The following is a 14,701-nucleotide window of genomic DNA, read 5'->3' as shown; positions in this document are numbered from 1 at the left end:
TATCCTTCTTATTATCAACCGCTACTTATCAAACACGACTTATCAAGCTTTATAAGTTGGTTTTGATCATGAGTTTTTTGAACGCGATGGAGTTGTGATCCATTTCATCACGCTCCGGTTCACTTTCGAGAGACAGATTCGGGAATCGCTTGAACATCTCGCTCATGGACAAATAGAGCTGACGTTTTGCCAGCGATGCACCGATACAGAAACGGGGACCATAGCCGAACAGCACATCCGGGTCGAACTTGCGCTGAACGTCAAACACTTCCGGATTTTCAAAAATAGCCGGGTTGTGGTTCTTCAGGTGCGGCATCAGCAGAATCATCTGTCCTTTTCGAACCTGTTGTCCGAGCAGTTCCATATCTTCAGACGCGTAACGGGCAAAGCCCATCTTGCCGGGGCTGCCCCAGCGCATGACTTCACTGAATGCATTGGTAAACGCTTCGGGAGAAGAAAGGGCTATTTGGGCCTGTTCCGGATGTTTAGCCAGTGAATAAGCGGTCCACTGTTGTCCAATCAGGGTGGTGTCAGCACCAGCTCCGATCAGGGCCAGAATCAGCGTGATGATATCGCCTTCGACAAAGTCTTCATGAGTCTCTTCTGCCTTCAGCAGTACACTGATGAAGTCGTTTTCCTGGTGAGGTAATTTACGTCTTTCCGCCAGAATCTCGATAATGATATCAATGGCCCGGTTACTGGCATCCACAGCTGCCTGTATGCGCTCCTGAGGCAGGGTAGGGTTCCAGGCTTCGGTGAACTTCATGATGCAGGGTTTGATATCGTCCCAGTATTTTTCAGGCACGCCTACCATTCGGGTTATAGAAATAAAAGGTATGTGCCGGGCAACTTTTTCAATAAAGTCAAAGGACTCAGGCTCCCCCAGATCGGCGTAAAGTTTTTTGATGTCAGGGTCAATACGGCGCTGTATCTCATCAACCACATTCCTTGAGAAGGCCGGAGACACAATTTTCCGAATCAGACGATGGTGGGTATGGTCTGCCAGTAAGCTGTGACCAATCATGGCGCGTTCGAAGTTGGTCCATTCGCTTTCAGGAGGCCGGGGTTTAGCGTATTCCCAGTCATAGAAGTCAGAGGAAAGATATTCACGCTTCCAGCAGTCCATCACATCATCAAGCTGAGTCATGATCCAGGATTGCCAGGGGGCAAACCATACCAGCCGTCCGCGTTCAGCAAGAGCCAGGCACTGGGGAACAGGGTTCTGGCAGTAGGCACTCGACATCGGATTAAACACGCTTTCTACCGGAGGCAGATTTTCTTCAGCAGCACCCATGGTTGGCTTCCTTATTATTGTTTGTCTGGTGGTATAGCCCAGAGAATGGTTGTGAAAAAATATACCGTGGTGTACTTTTGTATGCAAGTCGTCCAAATGGACGACAAGGTAGTCTCAGTCTGTGACCTGTTTCACAGAGTGTCTTTTTTTATGAAGATAATGGAGTATCGGGTTAGTGACAGTACAGGTAATCAGCCGCAGGGAACGAAAAAAACGGGCGGTCAGGGAAAAAATTCAGGATGAACTTGTCAGGCTGATCAGCCTTAAAGGGCTGGAAAATACAACAGTGGATGATCTGTGTGAAGCTGCAGATATTGCCAAGAAAACCTTTTATAACTACTACGGCACCCGTCAGGAGCTGATTCTGGAAGTCTGCCAGATACGGTTGTTTAACCGATTGCAGGAAAACATTGCCGTCGCCATCAAACACCACAATGGCCTTGCAGCCCAACTTGGTTTTATTATTGGTGAGATGGAGCTCTTTATTATTCATGCCGAAGCGTTTGAAAAAGAACTCATTAACTACATGCTGGCAAACCTTTCTACCCTAACTGGTTCCGAACAGTCGCATTCCATGCAGGCAGGCTATGAGCATATGTACAGGGCAGGGGAAGCAGAATTAAAACCCGGGCTGACGCCGGAGTTTTGTGCAGAAATGACCGTTGCCATGATCAACGCTCTGTCTCTGGGCCTGCTGGATAGTAGCAAAGAAGAAGTCAGGCAAAGAACGGGTTTGTTGTTGACGTATATTCAGGAAAGCATGCTGCAATAGCTCTTGCAGCATGCTGTTCAGATTTTTGCTCTCTTCACAAGAGCAAAATAGCACCGGTAGGGCAGGTGTTTCAGCAATCCCAATAAGCCTGCAAAAAGGGTCGGGAAACGTATCTCAAACCGACTTCGGGCTAATCCATCACTGATCACTCTGGCGGCCTGTTCACTATCGACCAGAAACGGCATATGGAAATCGTTTTTATCCGTCAGGGGTGTTTTTACAAAACCGGGGTTGATCACTTTCACATCAATCCCTTCCCTGTCCAGATCCAGTTTCAGACATTCTGCCATGTTGATCAGTGCAGCTTTCGTGGCACCGTAGGCCGCCGATTTGGGCAGTCCGCGATAACCGGCCAATGAAGCATTGATTGCCAGCAATCCTTGCTTTTGTTGCTTCATGACCGGGATCAATGCTTCCAGACAATAGCTGACACCAAACACATTCAGATCAAACTGCTGTTTAATCACATCGGCTTTGAACCGGTTGCCCTGCATTGGCAGAAATGTACCGGCATTCAGGATTGCCTGATCAATGGTTGAAAAATCTTTTTGAATGGCAGCCACCGCGTCGTTTACAGCTTGTTGATGGGTGACATCCAGAGGGTAGGCATGAATCGAGCCGGGGAGTGAGGCGGACTCTTCAACCAGTGTCGTCAGTTTATCTTCACTTCGGGCACTGGCTATAACCGTATGTCCACGGCTTGCCAGCTCCAGGGCAAGGGCTCTGCCAATGCCCATGCTGGCACCGGTAATCCAGATAACGTTCTTTTTTGTTGTCATTGTTATTGTTGTCATTGTGATTGTCGTACGGTTGCAGTTTTCATGGCTTGAACGCTTCTTCCAAAGGCTCTTTTTTGCCAAAGACGAAGGTTAGTTTGCCCAGAGTTATGCCCCACTTGGTAACAGTGGCTACATTGATAAGCACACCATCTTCCTGCAGGAACAGCCAGTCGTCAAACGTCACTCGCCATTTGCTGTCGCCAATGGGCAGATCCATCTGGTAAGTCCAGTTAAAGGCGTGACCTGCGGCTTTGCCTTTTGCCAGTCCGATGACGTCGCCTGCGGTTCCTTCGTATAATCCGTCACCTAGAATCTTGATTTTCCAGAGACGGTTAGAGGTGGAGCCATCTTCGTAGAAAAAGTCCTCATCCAGCGTTAGTACACCGTCTTTTACGGTGCCCACCATTTCGACTTTAAAACGGTTTCGCACTTTACCAAAACGATCCTGAAACATACCCCAGGCTAATGTATGTCCCTGAAAGTAATCTTCAATTTTAAGCACGGGTGTAGTGTTGGCGTAATCATCGGGTTTCATTGTGTTGCACCCCGCTAGCCAGATCAGTGACATCAAACCAAACAGTTGGTAAATGAATTTCCTTGTCATTGTATTGCTCCATTGTCATGATTCCAGCTCATTGTTTTTTTATTTTGTAGAAGCGCACGTTAATGCTGTTGCACTTAAAACCGGTTTCGCAGTAGGCGAGATAAAAATTCCACATTTTGTGAAAACGATCATCAAAACCCTCAAGATTCATGTCAGGCCGGCAGGCATTAAATTGCTTCATCCATACATTCAGGGTTCTCGCATAGTCCTGACCAAAGGCCAGCGTGCCTTCCATCTTCAAACCTGCATGAGCTATTTGATCCTGCATAATCTGATGAGTGGGCAACATGCCGCCGGGAAAGATATAACGCTGTATAAAGTCCGCACCTTTGCGGTAATCGTCAAAGCGATCTTCATCAATGGTAATGACTTGCAGAACTGCAATGCCTCCGGGCTTGAGGCTTTCATAGAGTTTCTTAAAGTAGACCGGCCAGTGGTTTTCTCCCACCGCTTCAATCATTTCGATAGACACAAGCCGGTCATACTGGCCGTTTATGTCGCGGTAATCGGTCAGGCTGAACTGATGGCGATGACTTTTGTTGGTTTCCCGGGCATAAGTCAGCTGCTCTGTGGAAAGCGTTACACCGTGATAATTGCTGTCTTGCCGTTTAGCCAGCGCTTTTGAAAAGCCGCCCCAGCCACAGCCTATTTCCAGAACGCTTTGATCAGGTTGAACGTCCAGCCAGTTCAGAACCTGATTGTATTTATTGTGTTGCCCTTGCTCTAACGATTCATTGTCATGGTGAAACAAGGCGCTGGAGTAGGTCATGGTGCTATCCAGCCAGGGCTGGTAAAACGCGTTTCCAAGGTCATAGTGAGCCGCAATATTTTTTCGGCTTCCTTTACGACTGTTGTTGTTTAGCAGGTGAAGTAGTCTCTGTATTTTTCCACTGAACCAGTTTGGATCGAATAACGAAGCCAGTATTTTTTCATTCACCATCGCCCAGTCTGTAACGGCAACCAGATCGGCAGTACTCCAGTCACCGGACATATAAGATTCTGCCAGACCGTTAATGCCAGCCCGTGATGCTTTCATCAGGGCCAGAGGGCGGTGTAGTTTGATTCGGGCCACTCTGGTGTCTTCTCTGAGTGTGCCGGTATGAAGCTCTTCACCCGATTCAAGCGTGATGATCATTTTGCTGACACCGGCATTGTCCAGCTTATTCTTTAGCCACCATAAAGGCAGGCTAAATACTGACGAGGAGTCTGTGGTCGCAGTCGAGCGATTGGTCAGCTCTTCTGAGGTGTTCATAAGTGGTTTCCTTTCCTGACAAGACTTTTACCAAGGCTCCAGCTGAATGGCTGCTCTGCCGGTTGATGTCTGACAATTTTGATGCCTTTTATCCAGAGTTTCAGAGCTTCCCAGTGAATCGCACTGATCACTTTCAGGGTTTGCCAGGGCAGCAGACAGAGCTGAAGAATCGTTTGCTGATTACTAAGCGCTTTCTTTTGTCCCTGAAATACGGCTGCAAACAGCTTTCCCTGTTCGTCTAATAGTTCAATGCCCAGTGACAGGCTGTTATCAGGGATTTTTACGCGGAATCGGTACTGGCAGTTCATGGCGAAGAATGGGGAAACATGCAGGCGCTTGCTGGTGGTCTGGTTGATCAATGTCTGATCGCTGTCTTCTACCGGAATCACATAGGAGTGCCGTTCCCCAAATGTATTGGTCACTTCATAAACCATTGCCAGGGGCTGATCATTGCGATAACAGAAATAGACCGACAATGGATTGAACACATACCCCAGCATTCTGGGCGAGCACATCAGCTCAACCCGGTCAGCAGCTTGAATGCTATTTTCAACCAGCAGTTCATTAACTTGCTGCTTCAGGCAGCGGCCGGAGCCATCCCCGTAGTCTTTAGACTGAAAAGTAATCAGGTTGAATGAGTTAAAAGAAAACAGCCACAAGCGTTTATCCAGCTGTTGCAGGTCATCCAGATCGATCAGCCATGACGCCATGCGATAGCGAAAACGATGCTTTTTGGGGCGAATTCGGTTGTGCATCAAACTTCCCCAATAGATGGCTGATTTCATACAACACTCTCTGTTTTGCTGGCAGATGTTGTCCTGTTGTCGGAGCCTGATTTTGAATGACTGGCTCCGTACGATTCCGGCAGAACAAGGCGATTATTTTCGCCCTCTACCGACCACGGTCGTTTGAGTCCGCCCAGAGCTTCAGCCACAGCAAGACCTGATTGCAGGCCGTCTTCATGAAAGCCGTAGCCAAACCATGCGCCACAGAACCAGGTACGCTGACGCCCCTGAAGCTCCCAGAGTCGTTGCTGGGCTTCTATGGCAGCTCTGGTAAATACCGGATGATCATAAAGATAGCTGCCGTGGATCAAACTGCGGTCAACATTCATAGCCGGATTAAGCGTCACAAACAGGTCTTTGCCATCCAGATGCTGCAGGCGGTTCATCCAGTAGGTGACGGAAGGCCCTTTTTGGTCAGTACCGAGATAATTCCAGCTGGCCCAGGCCCTTTGTTGTTGTGGCATGAAACGCTTGTCGCTGTGCAGTACGGCAGTGTTGCGCTGAAAGGTAAATGCCCCCAGAAGCAATTGTTCCAGTTCGTCGGGTTCGCTGAGTAGTTGCAGTGTCGTGTCTGCGTGACACGCCATCACCACATGGTCAAAAGCCCACTCAGTGCCCTGAAGGTCGCTGACGATTACTTTGTCCGGATAACGTTTTATTTTTCGAACGCAGCGATTTTGAAAGGTGTTGCTGCCGAGCTGGCTAATGATTTTACTGACGTATTCACGACTGCCGCCTTTTACCGTTTTCCATTGGGGGCGATCTGTGAGTTGCAACAGACCGTGGTTTTCGCAAAAGCGCAGAAATGCCAGGGCCGGATAATCCAGCATCTTATCCGCAGGGGTTGACCAGATGGCGGCACCCATGGGAACCAGATGCTCATCAATAAATTTCCGGCTGTAGCTGTGACGGGATAACAGTTCACGCAGTGTGGTGGATGCCGTCAGTGTGGCTCGCCATTCGTGGCTTGCGCGGTAGAACCTGACCACATCAATCAACATTCGCCAGAAACCGGGGTTGATGGCATTCAGCCTTTGTGCAAACAAACCGTTTATATCAGTACCCGAGTATTCAATCCGGCCATTGTTCATGGATACGGCAAAGGACATATCGGTGTCTGTAACATCTACATTAAGATGGTCAAAGAATGCGGTCAGGTTTGGGTAGGTGGCTTCATTGAAAACAATAAAGCCGGTGTCCACAGGGATATTCTGGTTATTATCCTCAACATTGACGGTGTGACTGTGACCACCGAACCGGTCGTCTTTTTCGAACAGTGTCACATTGTGCTGTCGGGACAGCAGCCAGGCAGCGGACAAGCCACTGATGCCTGAGCCGATCACTGCAATGTTGAGTCCATGGTCTTTCATTAGGTTCCGTCCGGAAGTCAGGTAAAAATTCGGGATACGGATCTTGTTACGTGCTCATTGAATGAGTGGATCAATGAAAGAATAAATGAACTTCAGAGAATTGTGCAATGTTCTCCCTTACCAATTGATCGAGGTCTTTCGGTCGAGAAATGTGGGCAAAGCTATTGCAACTGGTTCATCCCCACGGTCGTGGGAGACAGCCTATAAACAGACACGCCCATATTAGGGTTAGCGGTTCATCCCCACGGTCGTGGGAGACAGTGCCTGCAATTAGGCAAGTTATCGTCATTGATCGGTTCATCCCCACGGTCGTGGGAGACAGTGTCAGGAGCAGGCGTATATGTAACCTCTACTCGGTTCATCCCCACGGTCGTGGGAGGCAGTTCATCCTGCTCGTATTTTTCCTTGTTGATCGCGGTTCATCCCCACGGTCGTGGGAGACAGCCGGGTAACCGTTTTGACAGATATATCAAGGGCGGTTCATCCCCACGGTCGTGGGAGACAGACGTTACCGTTGCGATCATTGATCACCTCGACCGGTTCATCCCCACGGTCGTGGGAGACAGGCCATACACCTGTATTCTATTTCCGCAATTTGCGGTTCATCCCCACGGTCGTGGGAGACAGGACGACCCTGAATCTAAAGCTGATTTAAAAGTCGGTTCATCCCCACGGTCGTGGGAGACAGTCCGGAGGAAATACACAGGAGTCGCTTGGTGACGGTTCATCCCCACGGTCGTGGGAGACAGGGCTAACAATTCCTGCTACATGTGGGACATCACGGTTCATCCCCACGGTCGTGGGAGACAGAGGAACATGCCTTCCTGATACACCTGTTCCCGCGGTTCATCCCCACGGTCGTGGGAGACAGTCCTTTTTATTCTTGTTTTGGTAGTGCTAGCCCGGTTCATCCCCACGGTCGTGGGAGACAGAAATAGAGAGTCTGAAAAGTAATTAAAAAACCCGGTTCATCCCCACGGTCGTGGGAGACAGCGTGACAATGTGCGCTCCAGCCATACACGCCACGGTTCATCCCCACGGTCGTGGGAGACAGAGCAATGGTTTTGACGTGGGCTGTCGTTAGTTCGGTTCATCCCCACGGTCGTGGGAGACAGGCAATCTATATAAAACCGTTAGTAACCAGGCACGGTTCATCCCCACGGTCGTGGGAGACAGGCTGCTCCGCTAATAATGCCGGACTGATCCGGCGGTTCATCCCCACGGTCGTGGGAGACAGCGGTTGGCATCAGCCCAGAGATCCGCTGTCCTCGGTTCATCCCCACGGTCGTGGGAGACAGTACGTGTCCAACATTGAGCGCAGAAGAAAGGGCGGTTCATCCCCACGGTCGTGGGAGACAGGGCAAGCGTTCCCATCATCAGCTCTTCTGCTGCGGTTCATCCCCACGGTCGTGGGAGACAGTGGCTGCTGATGCTGCGGGTCAGCAATGTAACCGGTTCATCCCCACGGTCGTGGGAGACAGGTTATTAATTTCATTCCATGTTGACGAAAGAGCGGTTCATCCCCACGGTCGTGGGAGACAGGCCTGAACCAACCATTCCCTTCGTCCTCATAACGGTTCATCCCCACGGTCGTGGGAGACAGTTTCTGGCTTCACGGGTGATTCTTGCTCTTGGCGGTTCATCCCCACGGTCGTGGGAGACAGACAACCAGTTCGGCTTCACGATAGCGGCCCCACGGTTCATCCCCACGGTCGTGGGAGACAGTGTACGACTGTACCTTAGCGTACGATTTTTTCCGGTTCATCCCCACGGTCGTGGGAGACAGTGCCGAATGAATTGATAAATTGGTACTCTTACCGGTTCATCCCCACGGTCGTGGGAGACAGGAGCCGAAATGATAGAAGCCACTTCTTCAGGGCGGTTCATCCCCACGGTCGTGGGAGACAGTAGACATCCGCAATTGCTCATCTTTCGGTAGACGGTTCATCCCCACGGTCGTGGGAGACAGCTCGTCTGTTCTGTCCGGATCAATGGTGCCAGCGGTTCATCCCCACGGTCGTGGGAGACAGGCTTTGCTGCCGATAATCACGGCTGCATAGTCCGGTTCATCCCCACGGTCGTGGGAGACAGTGGCTCGTATCTCCCAGTGGTCAGGCAAAAGCCGGTTCATCCCCACGGTCGTGGGAGACAGACAGAATCAATGAAAGGTAGTGAGTTACTGCCCGGTTCATCCCCACGGTCGTGGGAGACAGGCCAGAAGCAGCATCCATTGAGAATGAAGAGGCGGTTCATCCCCACGGTCGTGGGAGACAGCGTCCCTGACAGGCTGTTGCTGTAAGCACGTTCGGTTCATCCCCACGGTCGTGGGAGACAGGTGTAGTACTGGCTACATGCTGGACTGCCGTTCGGTTCATCCCCACGGTCGTGGGAGACAGATCAACATCAACAATCCGGGACTCGATAAGCTCGGTTCATCCCCACGGTCGTGGGAGACAGTGCCTCTGCAATTCTGCGCCTGTCGTCTGCTGCGGTTCATCCCCACGGTCGTGGGAGACAGTGATTCATCTAACTAAAGACCAGGAATCCCAGCGGTTCATCCCCACGGTCGTGGGAGACAGTCTATCTCCTGAAAAACTACTGGAAGGCTTCGCGGTTCATCCCCACGGTCGTGGGAGACAGTAGTTTCCTACAGGCATAAAAAAAGCCCCGCACGGTTCATCCCCACGGTCGTGGGAGACAGGGGTATTTTCTGCTTGCCGCCTGTCTCGAACTCGGTTCATCCCCACGGTCGTGGGAGACAGTGTCGTTCCTTCTGGCGCATTCTCAACAACGACGGTTCATCCCCACGGTCGTGGGAGACAGTCTAAAAAAATAGACTTGCGTATCAATTGGTTAACAGCACTGTAAATCTTACCAGACATTTAGAGTAAAAGCTTATTGTTAAAGAGCTACTGATTTATTCAGGTATCAGGTTGAAAAAGTACTAAACGTAAGCCGTCTTCATCGATCGGAATACGCCGGTTATTACCATAGGTTTGGAAGTCAAAACCGGACTCTGTGTTGGTGGCCCAGGCAATCGCTACGTTGCCATCTTCAGCCAGCCCGACGATTTGCTCCCAGATCATTTCCCTGATTCGTCGTGTCACGCTTCCTACATAAACACCTGCTCTGATTTCTAATACTCGATGCTGCAGTTTTACCTAAACAAGTAACGTATTTATCTCGATTCTAAGCTGCATCTAAAAGTTTAAACTTCCGGGCGTGTGCTTTGAGTGAGTCAGTTGCCTTTTGTTCTCCCAGGTCTCTACCAGCCATATGCCTGCTCGACTCCCGCTTGGGCAAAGTATGCTCTAAGGCTAAGGCCAGAGCCTTAAGCTCGGTATCTGGATCTTCCGATTCAACCACTGATTTCACCGTAGCAAGCAAGGCTTCTGCATTGAGGCGTTCGATCAGACAGCCTGCGGGCATTCCGGCCTGTTTGTTTTTCAGTAGGACGAATTGCTCAGGGTGCAGTAACAGCATGTGTTCGCACAGCAGGCTCAGGATCACGCCGCGCTGCGATCCGTCAGCACCTTGCTGTTTGCTCAACCTGTTCCAGCCACAATGAGCTTTCCAGTCTTGAATGAAAACCTCGACCAACCACCTCAAGGTGTAAATCCTGGCTATGTCGGTATGCCGCCATGACATATCTGAAGCCACCAGATAGCGATAATCCTCTTCACCCTCATACTTCAGGGCAATAACAAAACGTCTTTTCCCATGAGCCTTAACATACAGCCGAGCAGCCAGCATCGTGACCTGCTCTTCTTTGCCACCGCGTATTATGAGTTGAGTTTCAGCGCCTTTCTGGCGCGAAAAGTAAGCTTTGAGAGTCGCTTCCGAGTGGTTTCGGTTGGATACTTTCTGATTCGAGCGCAGTTGGCTGACAACCTGGGCTCCGCCTGTTATTTCCGCAGCCTTATCCATAAAGTCTCCTGTGCCATACAGTGCATCAGCGAGAATTGCTTTGATCGTAATGTTGGGAAACGAATCAACAAATTCTTGCAGCATAACCAGCGTCAACGACTGCATGGTTGGGTAACGAACATGATCTGGCTCAGGACGGTTCGGTCGTTCTTTTTTCTGAATGCCTTGCTTCCTGAGCGCCTTGTCTTTCTTCCTCCATGCAGATAACTCAGGGTCAGGAATATAAAAGCGAAACCCTACTGGAAAGGTAGCTACTTCAGTAACGAGCACCATAAACACCAGTTCCTGCCCATTAAAATAACCACCTGTTGATTTGTCTTTTATCTTATGGGCACCGTCGATTTTTGAAGTCCTTTTAGTGCGCTTTTTTCCTGTATCGTCGATAGCAAGGGTTCCACTTTGTATTCCATAGCGTAGAAGAATATTTCTGACGCTGGCCTGTAGCAGGCTTTGCCATGCAATTTCTGCTTGATAAAACATCCAGCACAGACGGGTCGCTTTGAATCTGCCTAAGCTTCTGCGCTCAAAAGCAGCCCAGTTAATAGTTTTAGTTACCACGATTCCCATGATAAAAACGCCCAGTGCCACTTTCTGGGATCTACTCAACTGCGCAGAGGAATTGATGGACTTGAGCGAATCATTCAAAGCATCCAGAAAGGCAGTGACAACGGGTAATGGGCGAATTAGCAAGATACGACACTTGACGGTTATTAAGTTCCTATGAGATCTTACCTCCAACCTGCTGCTGTGGCTATGATGGAATCTCGCAAGGCTTGAATTCGGAGCTGCAGTAGTAGTCTGCTCTTATGCCACCCTGCCATTTCCTGCTCTCCCTCAAATATCAAAAACTGCAGCATCGAGTAATAGCCATATTGCCAAACGCCCTCTGAGTCTGGGTGGCACGTTTTCTGTGACGACTACGAGCATTCCCATACTTAACGACTCCTGTGACCGATATCGCCATTTGAAACCGGCTCCGGGATAGCTGGAGGCTGTGCGTCCTCCGGAGGTGGTGGAGGTTCAATGTCTCCTGCCGCGAGTATTTCTTCAATGGTTGGAATAATTTTCTTTAACAGCCGGGTCTCGCGAAAGCTGTCGCGACAGGCAATGCGTACATCCCTGTCAGGCTTTGCTGTTCCTTTGGCGGCGATCCGAAAAGCAACAGGGACAACGGTTTCAAACTTGAACAGGTCTGCAATGTCGTACACGAAGGCCAGAGGTTTGCCTGAATGGATAAACCCTATGGCCGGAGCGTAGCCTGCCGCCAGTACTGCCGCTTCGGTGACTCCGTAAAGACAGGAAGTAGCAGCACTCAGGCATTTATTGACCTGGTCACCACTGTCCCAGTCTTTGGGGTCGTACTTTCGACCTTTCCACTCAACGCCGTATTGCTTTGCCAGTAGCTGGTAGGTTTTGCGAACTCTTGCGCCTTCGATTCCCCTGAGTTGATCAACCGATCGTCTTGCCGGTGCGGGTTCTCCAAAACGATACTCAAACATTTTCCGGACAACTTTAAGACGAAGTTCTTCATCAAGTGCCAGCTTTGCCTGATACAGCAGTTTGTCTGAACGTGCCCCACCGGGTTGTCCTGCCGAGTATAAGCGGACACCCGATTCTCCCACCCAGATCAAAAGGGTGCCTGACGTTGCTGCCAGTTTTACAGCAGCATGGGAAACTCGTGTGCCCGGTTCCAGCATGATGCTGACCACTGAGCCGACCGGAATATGTTTTCTGTCGCCTTTTACTTCGTCGATGATGACAAAAGCACCGTCTTTAACATCAATGCGCCCCTTACCCACGAATATCATAGAAACACGATCCTTCACGGGGATGGGTTTGATGGGTATGAATGACATAATCCCAATCCTTTGACTCAGGTTTTGTACAGTGCCGGTTCACCTTTTATCAGAGCTTTGAACAATGGCAAGTCGTGTTGATATTTTCGTTGTGTGTCCAGAAATAAAAGGCGGGCTTCTTCCTGTAATTCATCAACCGCTTGTTCTCTCAGCGCCTTAGCTTCTTTGCGCTCTACATCCAGAAGTGTTTGCTGGATAATTTGCTGTGCGTTGGCGCTGAATCGTTGAATGATGCTGTCTTTGATACCAGACACAAAGTGTTTGTCGTATCCGGCTCCAAACATTTTATTCAATGCCAGAGACAAACGTTCTTGTTGCTCAAGGCCTGCATCTATTACCTGAGTTACCCGGCTTAATCGTTGGCTCAGTGATGATGGCATGGAATACAAATCGTAGACACGACCTGTTACTGACCCCTGATCCGCGATATTTCCTCCTACCAGAAGGTTGGTTTGATCCTGGTATTTAATGTGCTGGAACTGCCTGACAATAAAGGCAGGCGCAAAAGTCGCTTTATTGGTTTCTTTTCCAATAATGCAACTGCTGAGTTCCTGCCATGATTGCCAATGGTGATCACGCGCGCAAACGGCAAAGACTCCTTCTTCTCTCAACGTTGTGGGTGTATAGGGGTGAGGCCACCAACCGGCTCCTCCGTCACGACCAGCTTTTTTAGAGCCGTAGCTGCCGGTGTATTTTTCACGATTAAACTGTTTAACCTAAATTCAGCAGTTGAGCGATTACCCACCGCGCTCTAAGAGAGCAATGCCAGCTACTATCCTGCTAAACCTTGCTTTCGCTTAACTTGAGTTAATAAGCTGGACAGGCGTAATAATTTCACCTTTTGTTAAAAATTTCGACACAGCCCTCGTTAATATTCGGCACCAGATATCAATTGGAGTCAACTGCGCTGCAGTCTTCTTAATGGCATCAAAAAATACACAGAGATCTTCCTGCATTGTTTGGATCTTTTTTATCAAATTATGCTGACTGGTAATCGTTATTTTTTCTTACGCCCACTCTCTGTTAACTTGCCAATAGCACTCATCAATAATGGCCTGCTGGTTATTGCTTCTTTATGCGAATCAGGATTGCTCAGTCTTACAAACAAAGTCCACCAGTTATATGCCAGTGCAACCATCCTTGATAGAATACGACATCGCTTTATATCCTTGGTTGTGTAACCTCCCCATCCCCAGTGATTTTTGATTTCATCAAAATTATTTTCACAGTCAGCTCTGTCTCTGTAATGATCTATGATGGATACAACGTCATTATCAAGACTGGTCACTAATACTGAGTACTCAAAGAGTTTGATGTTTTCAGGGTCTGAGATAAAAGCGATTTCTTTTTGCTTCTTATTATTCTCTTTCTCCAGCAACAGAGAATCACCTGATAATCTTCTTCGAACAATAATGATTCGTCTTGATTTCTCCCAACCACCTAGTTTTAATTCTGACTCCTTGCCTTCCCAATATCTGTTGTAGCGAACCCATCCCCCGCTACAGTGCGCATGGTATATGGACTTTTTGACGTTGGCTGTCTTCTTTACTTTGAATAGATAACCACAATTTGCTTGTTCGAGTTCTGACATCACTCTGTCACTGCCCCAGTCACAATCACCTCGAACAAATTCAGGCCAACACTCTTTTGGTAGACGGTTTAATAGATTTATTAAACCGGGCAATGAATGCTTACTGTTTCCTTTATCACCGGGCTGAACTTCAACATCAAGAACCAGCTTTAAATTAGCCATCATGTAAGAATGATAAGTATGTGAAGGACGCCCTTTCTTATGAGGGTTATAACCTGTTTCTGCTCCTTCCTGACTTCCGTAAATGGTTTTTATCGTAACGTCGACATCTAATATCCATGGTAACTTTAATAAGGGTTCATAGCATTCCTGCAAATGATGCTGCATCCATTCAACACCTTCTTTCTCATCTATTTTGAGTAAACCCCGACGAGCAGAATCATCACTGACTACCTTTGTCATACCCAGTAATTTGGGATGGGTGAAAGTCTCATACTGACCATTTTTTCTGGGCTTGCCGTCCGTGGTTTA

The 14,701-nt window shown here is 49.0% G+C and carries 13 protein-coding genes and 1 CRISPR repeat array; of the genes, 1 reads left to right on the top strand and 12 read right to left on the bottom strand.

Features of this window, described 5'->3' with window-relative positions:
* Positions 1–49: 49 nt before the first annotated feature.
* A complete protein-coding gene (locus tag EZMO1_RS19335; RefSeq protein ID WP_051789974.1) occupies positions 50–1,294 on the bottom strand; it encodes a cytochrome P450 in 1,245 nt (414 codons plus the stop codon).
* A 175-nt stretch (positions 1,295–1,469) separates the two neighbouring features.
* Between EZMO1_RS19335 and EZMO1_RS19330 the strand changes: the two genes are divergently transcribed.
* On the top strand, positions 1,470–2,066 hold the full coding sequence (locus EZMO1_RS19330; protein WP_051789976.1) for a TetR/AcrR family transcriptional regulator: 597 nt from the start codon (positions 1,470–1,472) through the stop codon (positions 2,064–2,066).
* Positions 2,067–2,083: 17 nt separating this feature from the next.
* Here the strand turns inward: EZMO1_RS19330 and EZMO1_RS19325 are convergent, their stop codons facing one another.
* The 11 genes from EZMO1_RS19325 to EZMO1_RS19280 form a co-directional block, all read right to left on the bottom strand.
* Positions 2,084–2,845, bottom strand: a complete 762-nt coding sequence (locus tag EZMO1_RS19325) for an SDR family NAD(P)-dependent oxidoreductase (protein ID WP_034876164.1) — start codon at positions 2,843–2,845, stop codon at positions 2,084–2,086.
* 40 nt (positions 2,846–2,885) lie between these two features.
* Positions 2,886–3,449 (bottom strand): DUF3833 domain-containing protein, encoded by a 564-nt coding sequence (locus tag EZMO1_RS19320; protein ID WP_034876166.1) that lies wholly within the window; start codon positions 3,447–3,449, stop codon positions 2,886–2,888.
* Between the two features lie 28 nt (positions 3,450–3,477).
* Positions 3,478–4,701, bottom strand: coding sequence for an SAM-dependent methyltransferase (locus tag EZMO1_RS19315; RefSeq protein ID WP_034876168.1), 1,224 nt, complete (start codon positions 4,699–4,701; stop codon positions 3,478–3,480).
* Entirely contained in the window at positions 4,698–5,486 is a 789-nt protein-coding gene (locus EZMO1_RS19310; protein WP_034876171.1) for a DUF1365 domain-containing protein, read from the bottom strand. Before EZMO1_RS19310 ends, EZMO1_RS19315 begins: the two co-directional genes overlap by 4 nt.
* On the bottom strand, positions 5,483–6,856 hold the full coding sequence (locus tag EZMO1_RS19305; RefSeq protein WP_034876173.1) for an NAD(P)/FAD-dependent oxidoreductase: 1,374 nt from the start codon (positions 6,854–6,856) through the stop codon (positions 5,483–5,485). The genes EZMO1_RS19310 and EZMO1_RS19305 overlap by 4 nt, the downstream gene beginning before the upstream one ends.
* Before the next feature lie 171 nt (positions 6,857–7,027).
* Positions 7,028–9,679: direct repeats of the CRISPR family, unit length 29 nt; unit sequence CGGTTCATCCCCACGGTCGTGGGAGACAG.
* 98 nt (positions 9,680–9,777) lie between these two features.
* Positions 9,778–9,963, bottom strand: a complete 186-nt coding sequence (gene cas2e, locus EZMO1_RS19300; protein ID WP_420809910.1) for a type I-E CRISPR-associated endoribonuclease Cas2e — start codon at positions 9,961–9,963, stop codon at positions 9,778–9,780.
* Positions 9,964–10,045: 82 nt separating this feature from the next.
* Positions 10,046–11,473, bottom strand: a complete 1,428-nt coding sequence (locus EZMO1_RS19295) for a transposase (protein ID WP_145912468.1) — start codon at positions 11,471–11,473, stop codon at positions 10,046–10,048.
* Between the two features lie 144 nt (positions 11,474–11,617).
* Entirely contained in the window at positions 11,618–11,710 is a 93-nt protein-coding gene (gene cas2e / locus EZMO1_RS25835; RefSeq protein WP_420809948.1) for a type I-E CRISPR-associated endoribonuclease Cas2e, read from the bottom strand.
* Between the two features lie 8 nt (positions 11,711–11,718).
* Complete coding sequence (cas1e, locus tag EZMO1_RS19290) at positions 11,719–12,639, bottom strand: type I-E CRISPR-associated endonuclease Cas1e (RefSeq protein ID WP_034876177.1); 921 nt, start codon at positions 12,637–12,639, stop codon at positions 11,719–11,721.
* A 17-nt stretch (positions 12,640–12,656) separates the two neighbouring features.
* The gene (locus tag EZMO1_RS19285) at positions 12,657–13,250 is read right to left on the bottom strand and encodes a type I-E CRISPR-associated protein Cse1/CasA (RefSeq protein ID WP_236632019.1); all 594 of its coding nucleotides are present in this window, start codon (positions 13,248–13,250) and stop codon (positions 12,657–12,659) included.
* Between the two features lie 386 nt (positions 13,251–13,636).
* Positions 13,637–14,632, bottom strand: a complete 996-nt coding sequence (locus tag EZMO1_RS19280; RefSeq protein ID WP_061509660.1) for a transposase — start codon at positions 14,630–14,632, stop codon at positions 13,637–13,639.
* Between the last annotated feature and the right edge of the window lie 69 nt (positions 14,633–14,701).

Source organism: Endozoicomonas montiporae CL-33 (genome assembly GCF_001583435.1).
GTDB lineage: Bacteria > Pseudomonadota > Gammaproteobacteria > Pseudomonadales > Endozoicomonadaceae > Endozoicomonas_A > Endozoicomonas_A montiporae.
The sequence above is the reverse complement of the archived record's forward strand: the minus strand, read 5'-3'. Positions and strand labels throughout refer to the sequence as shown.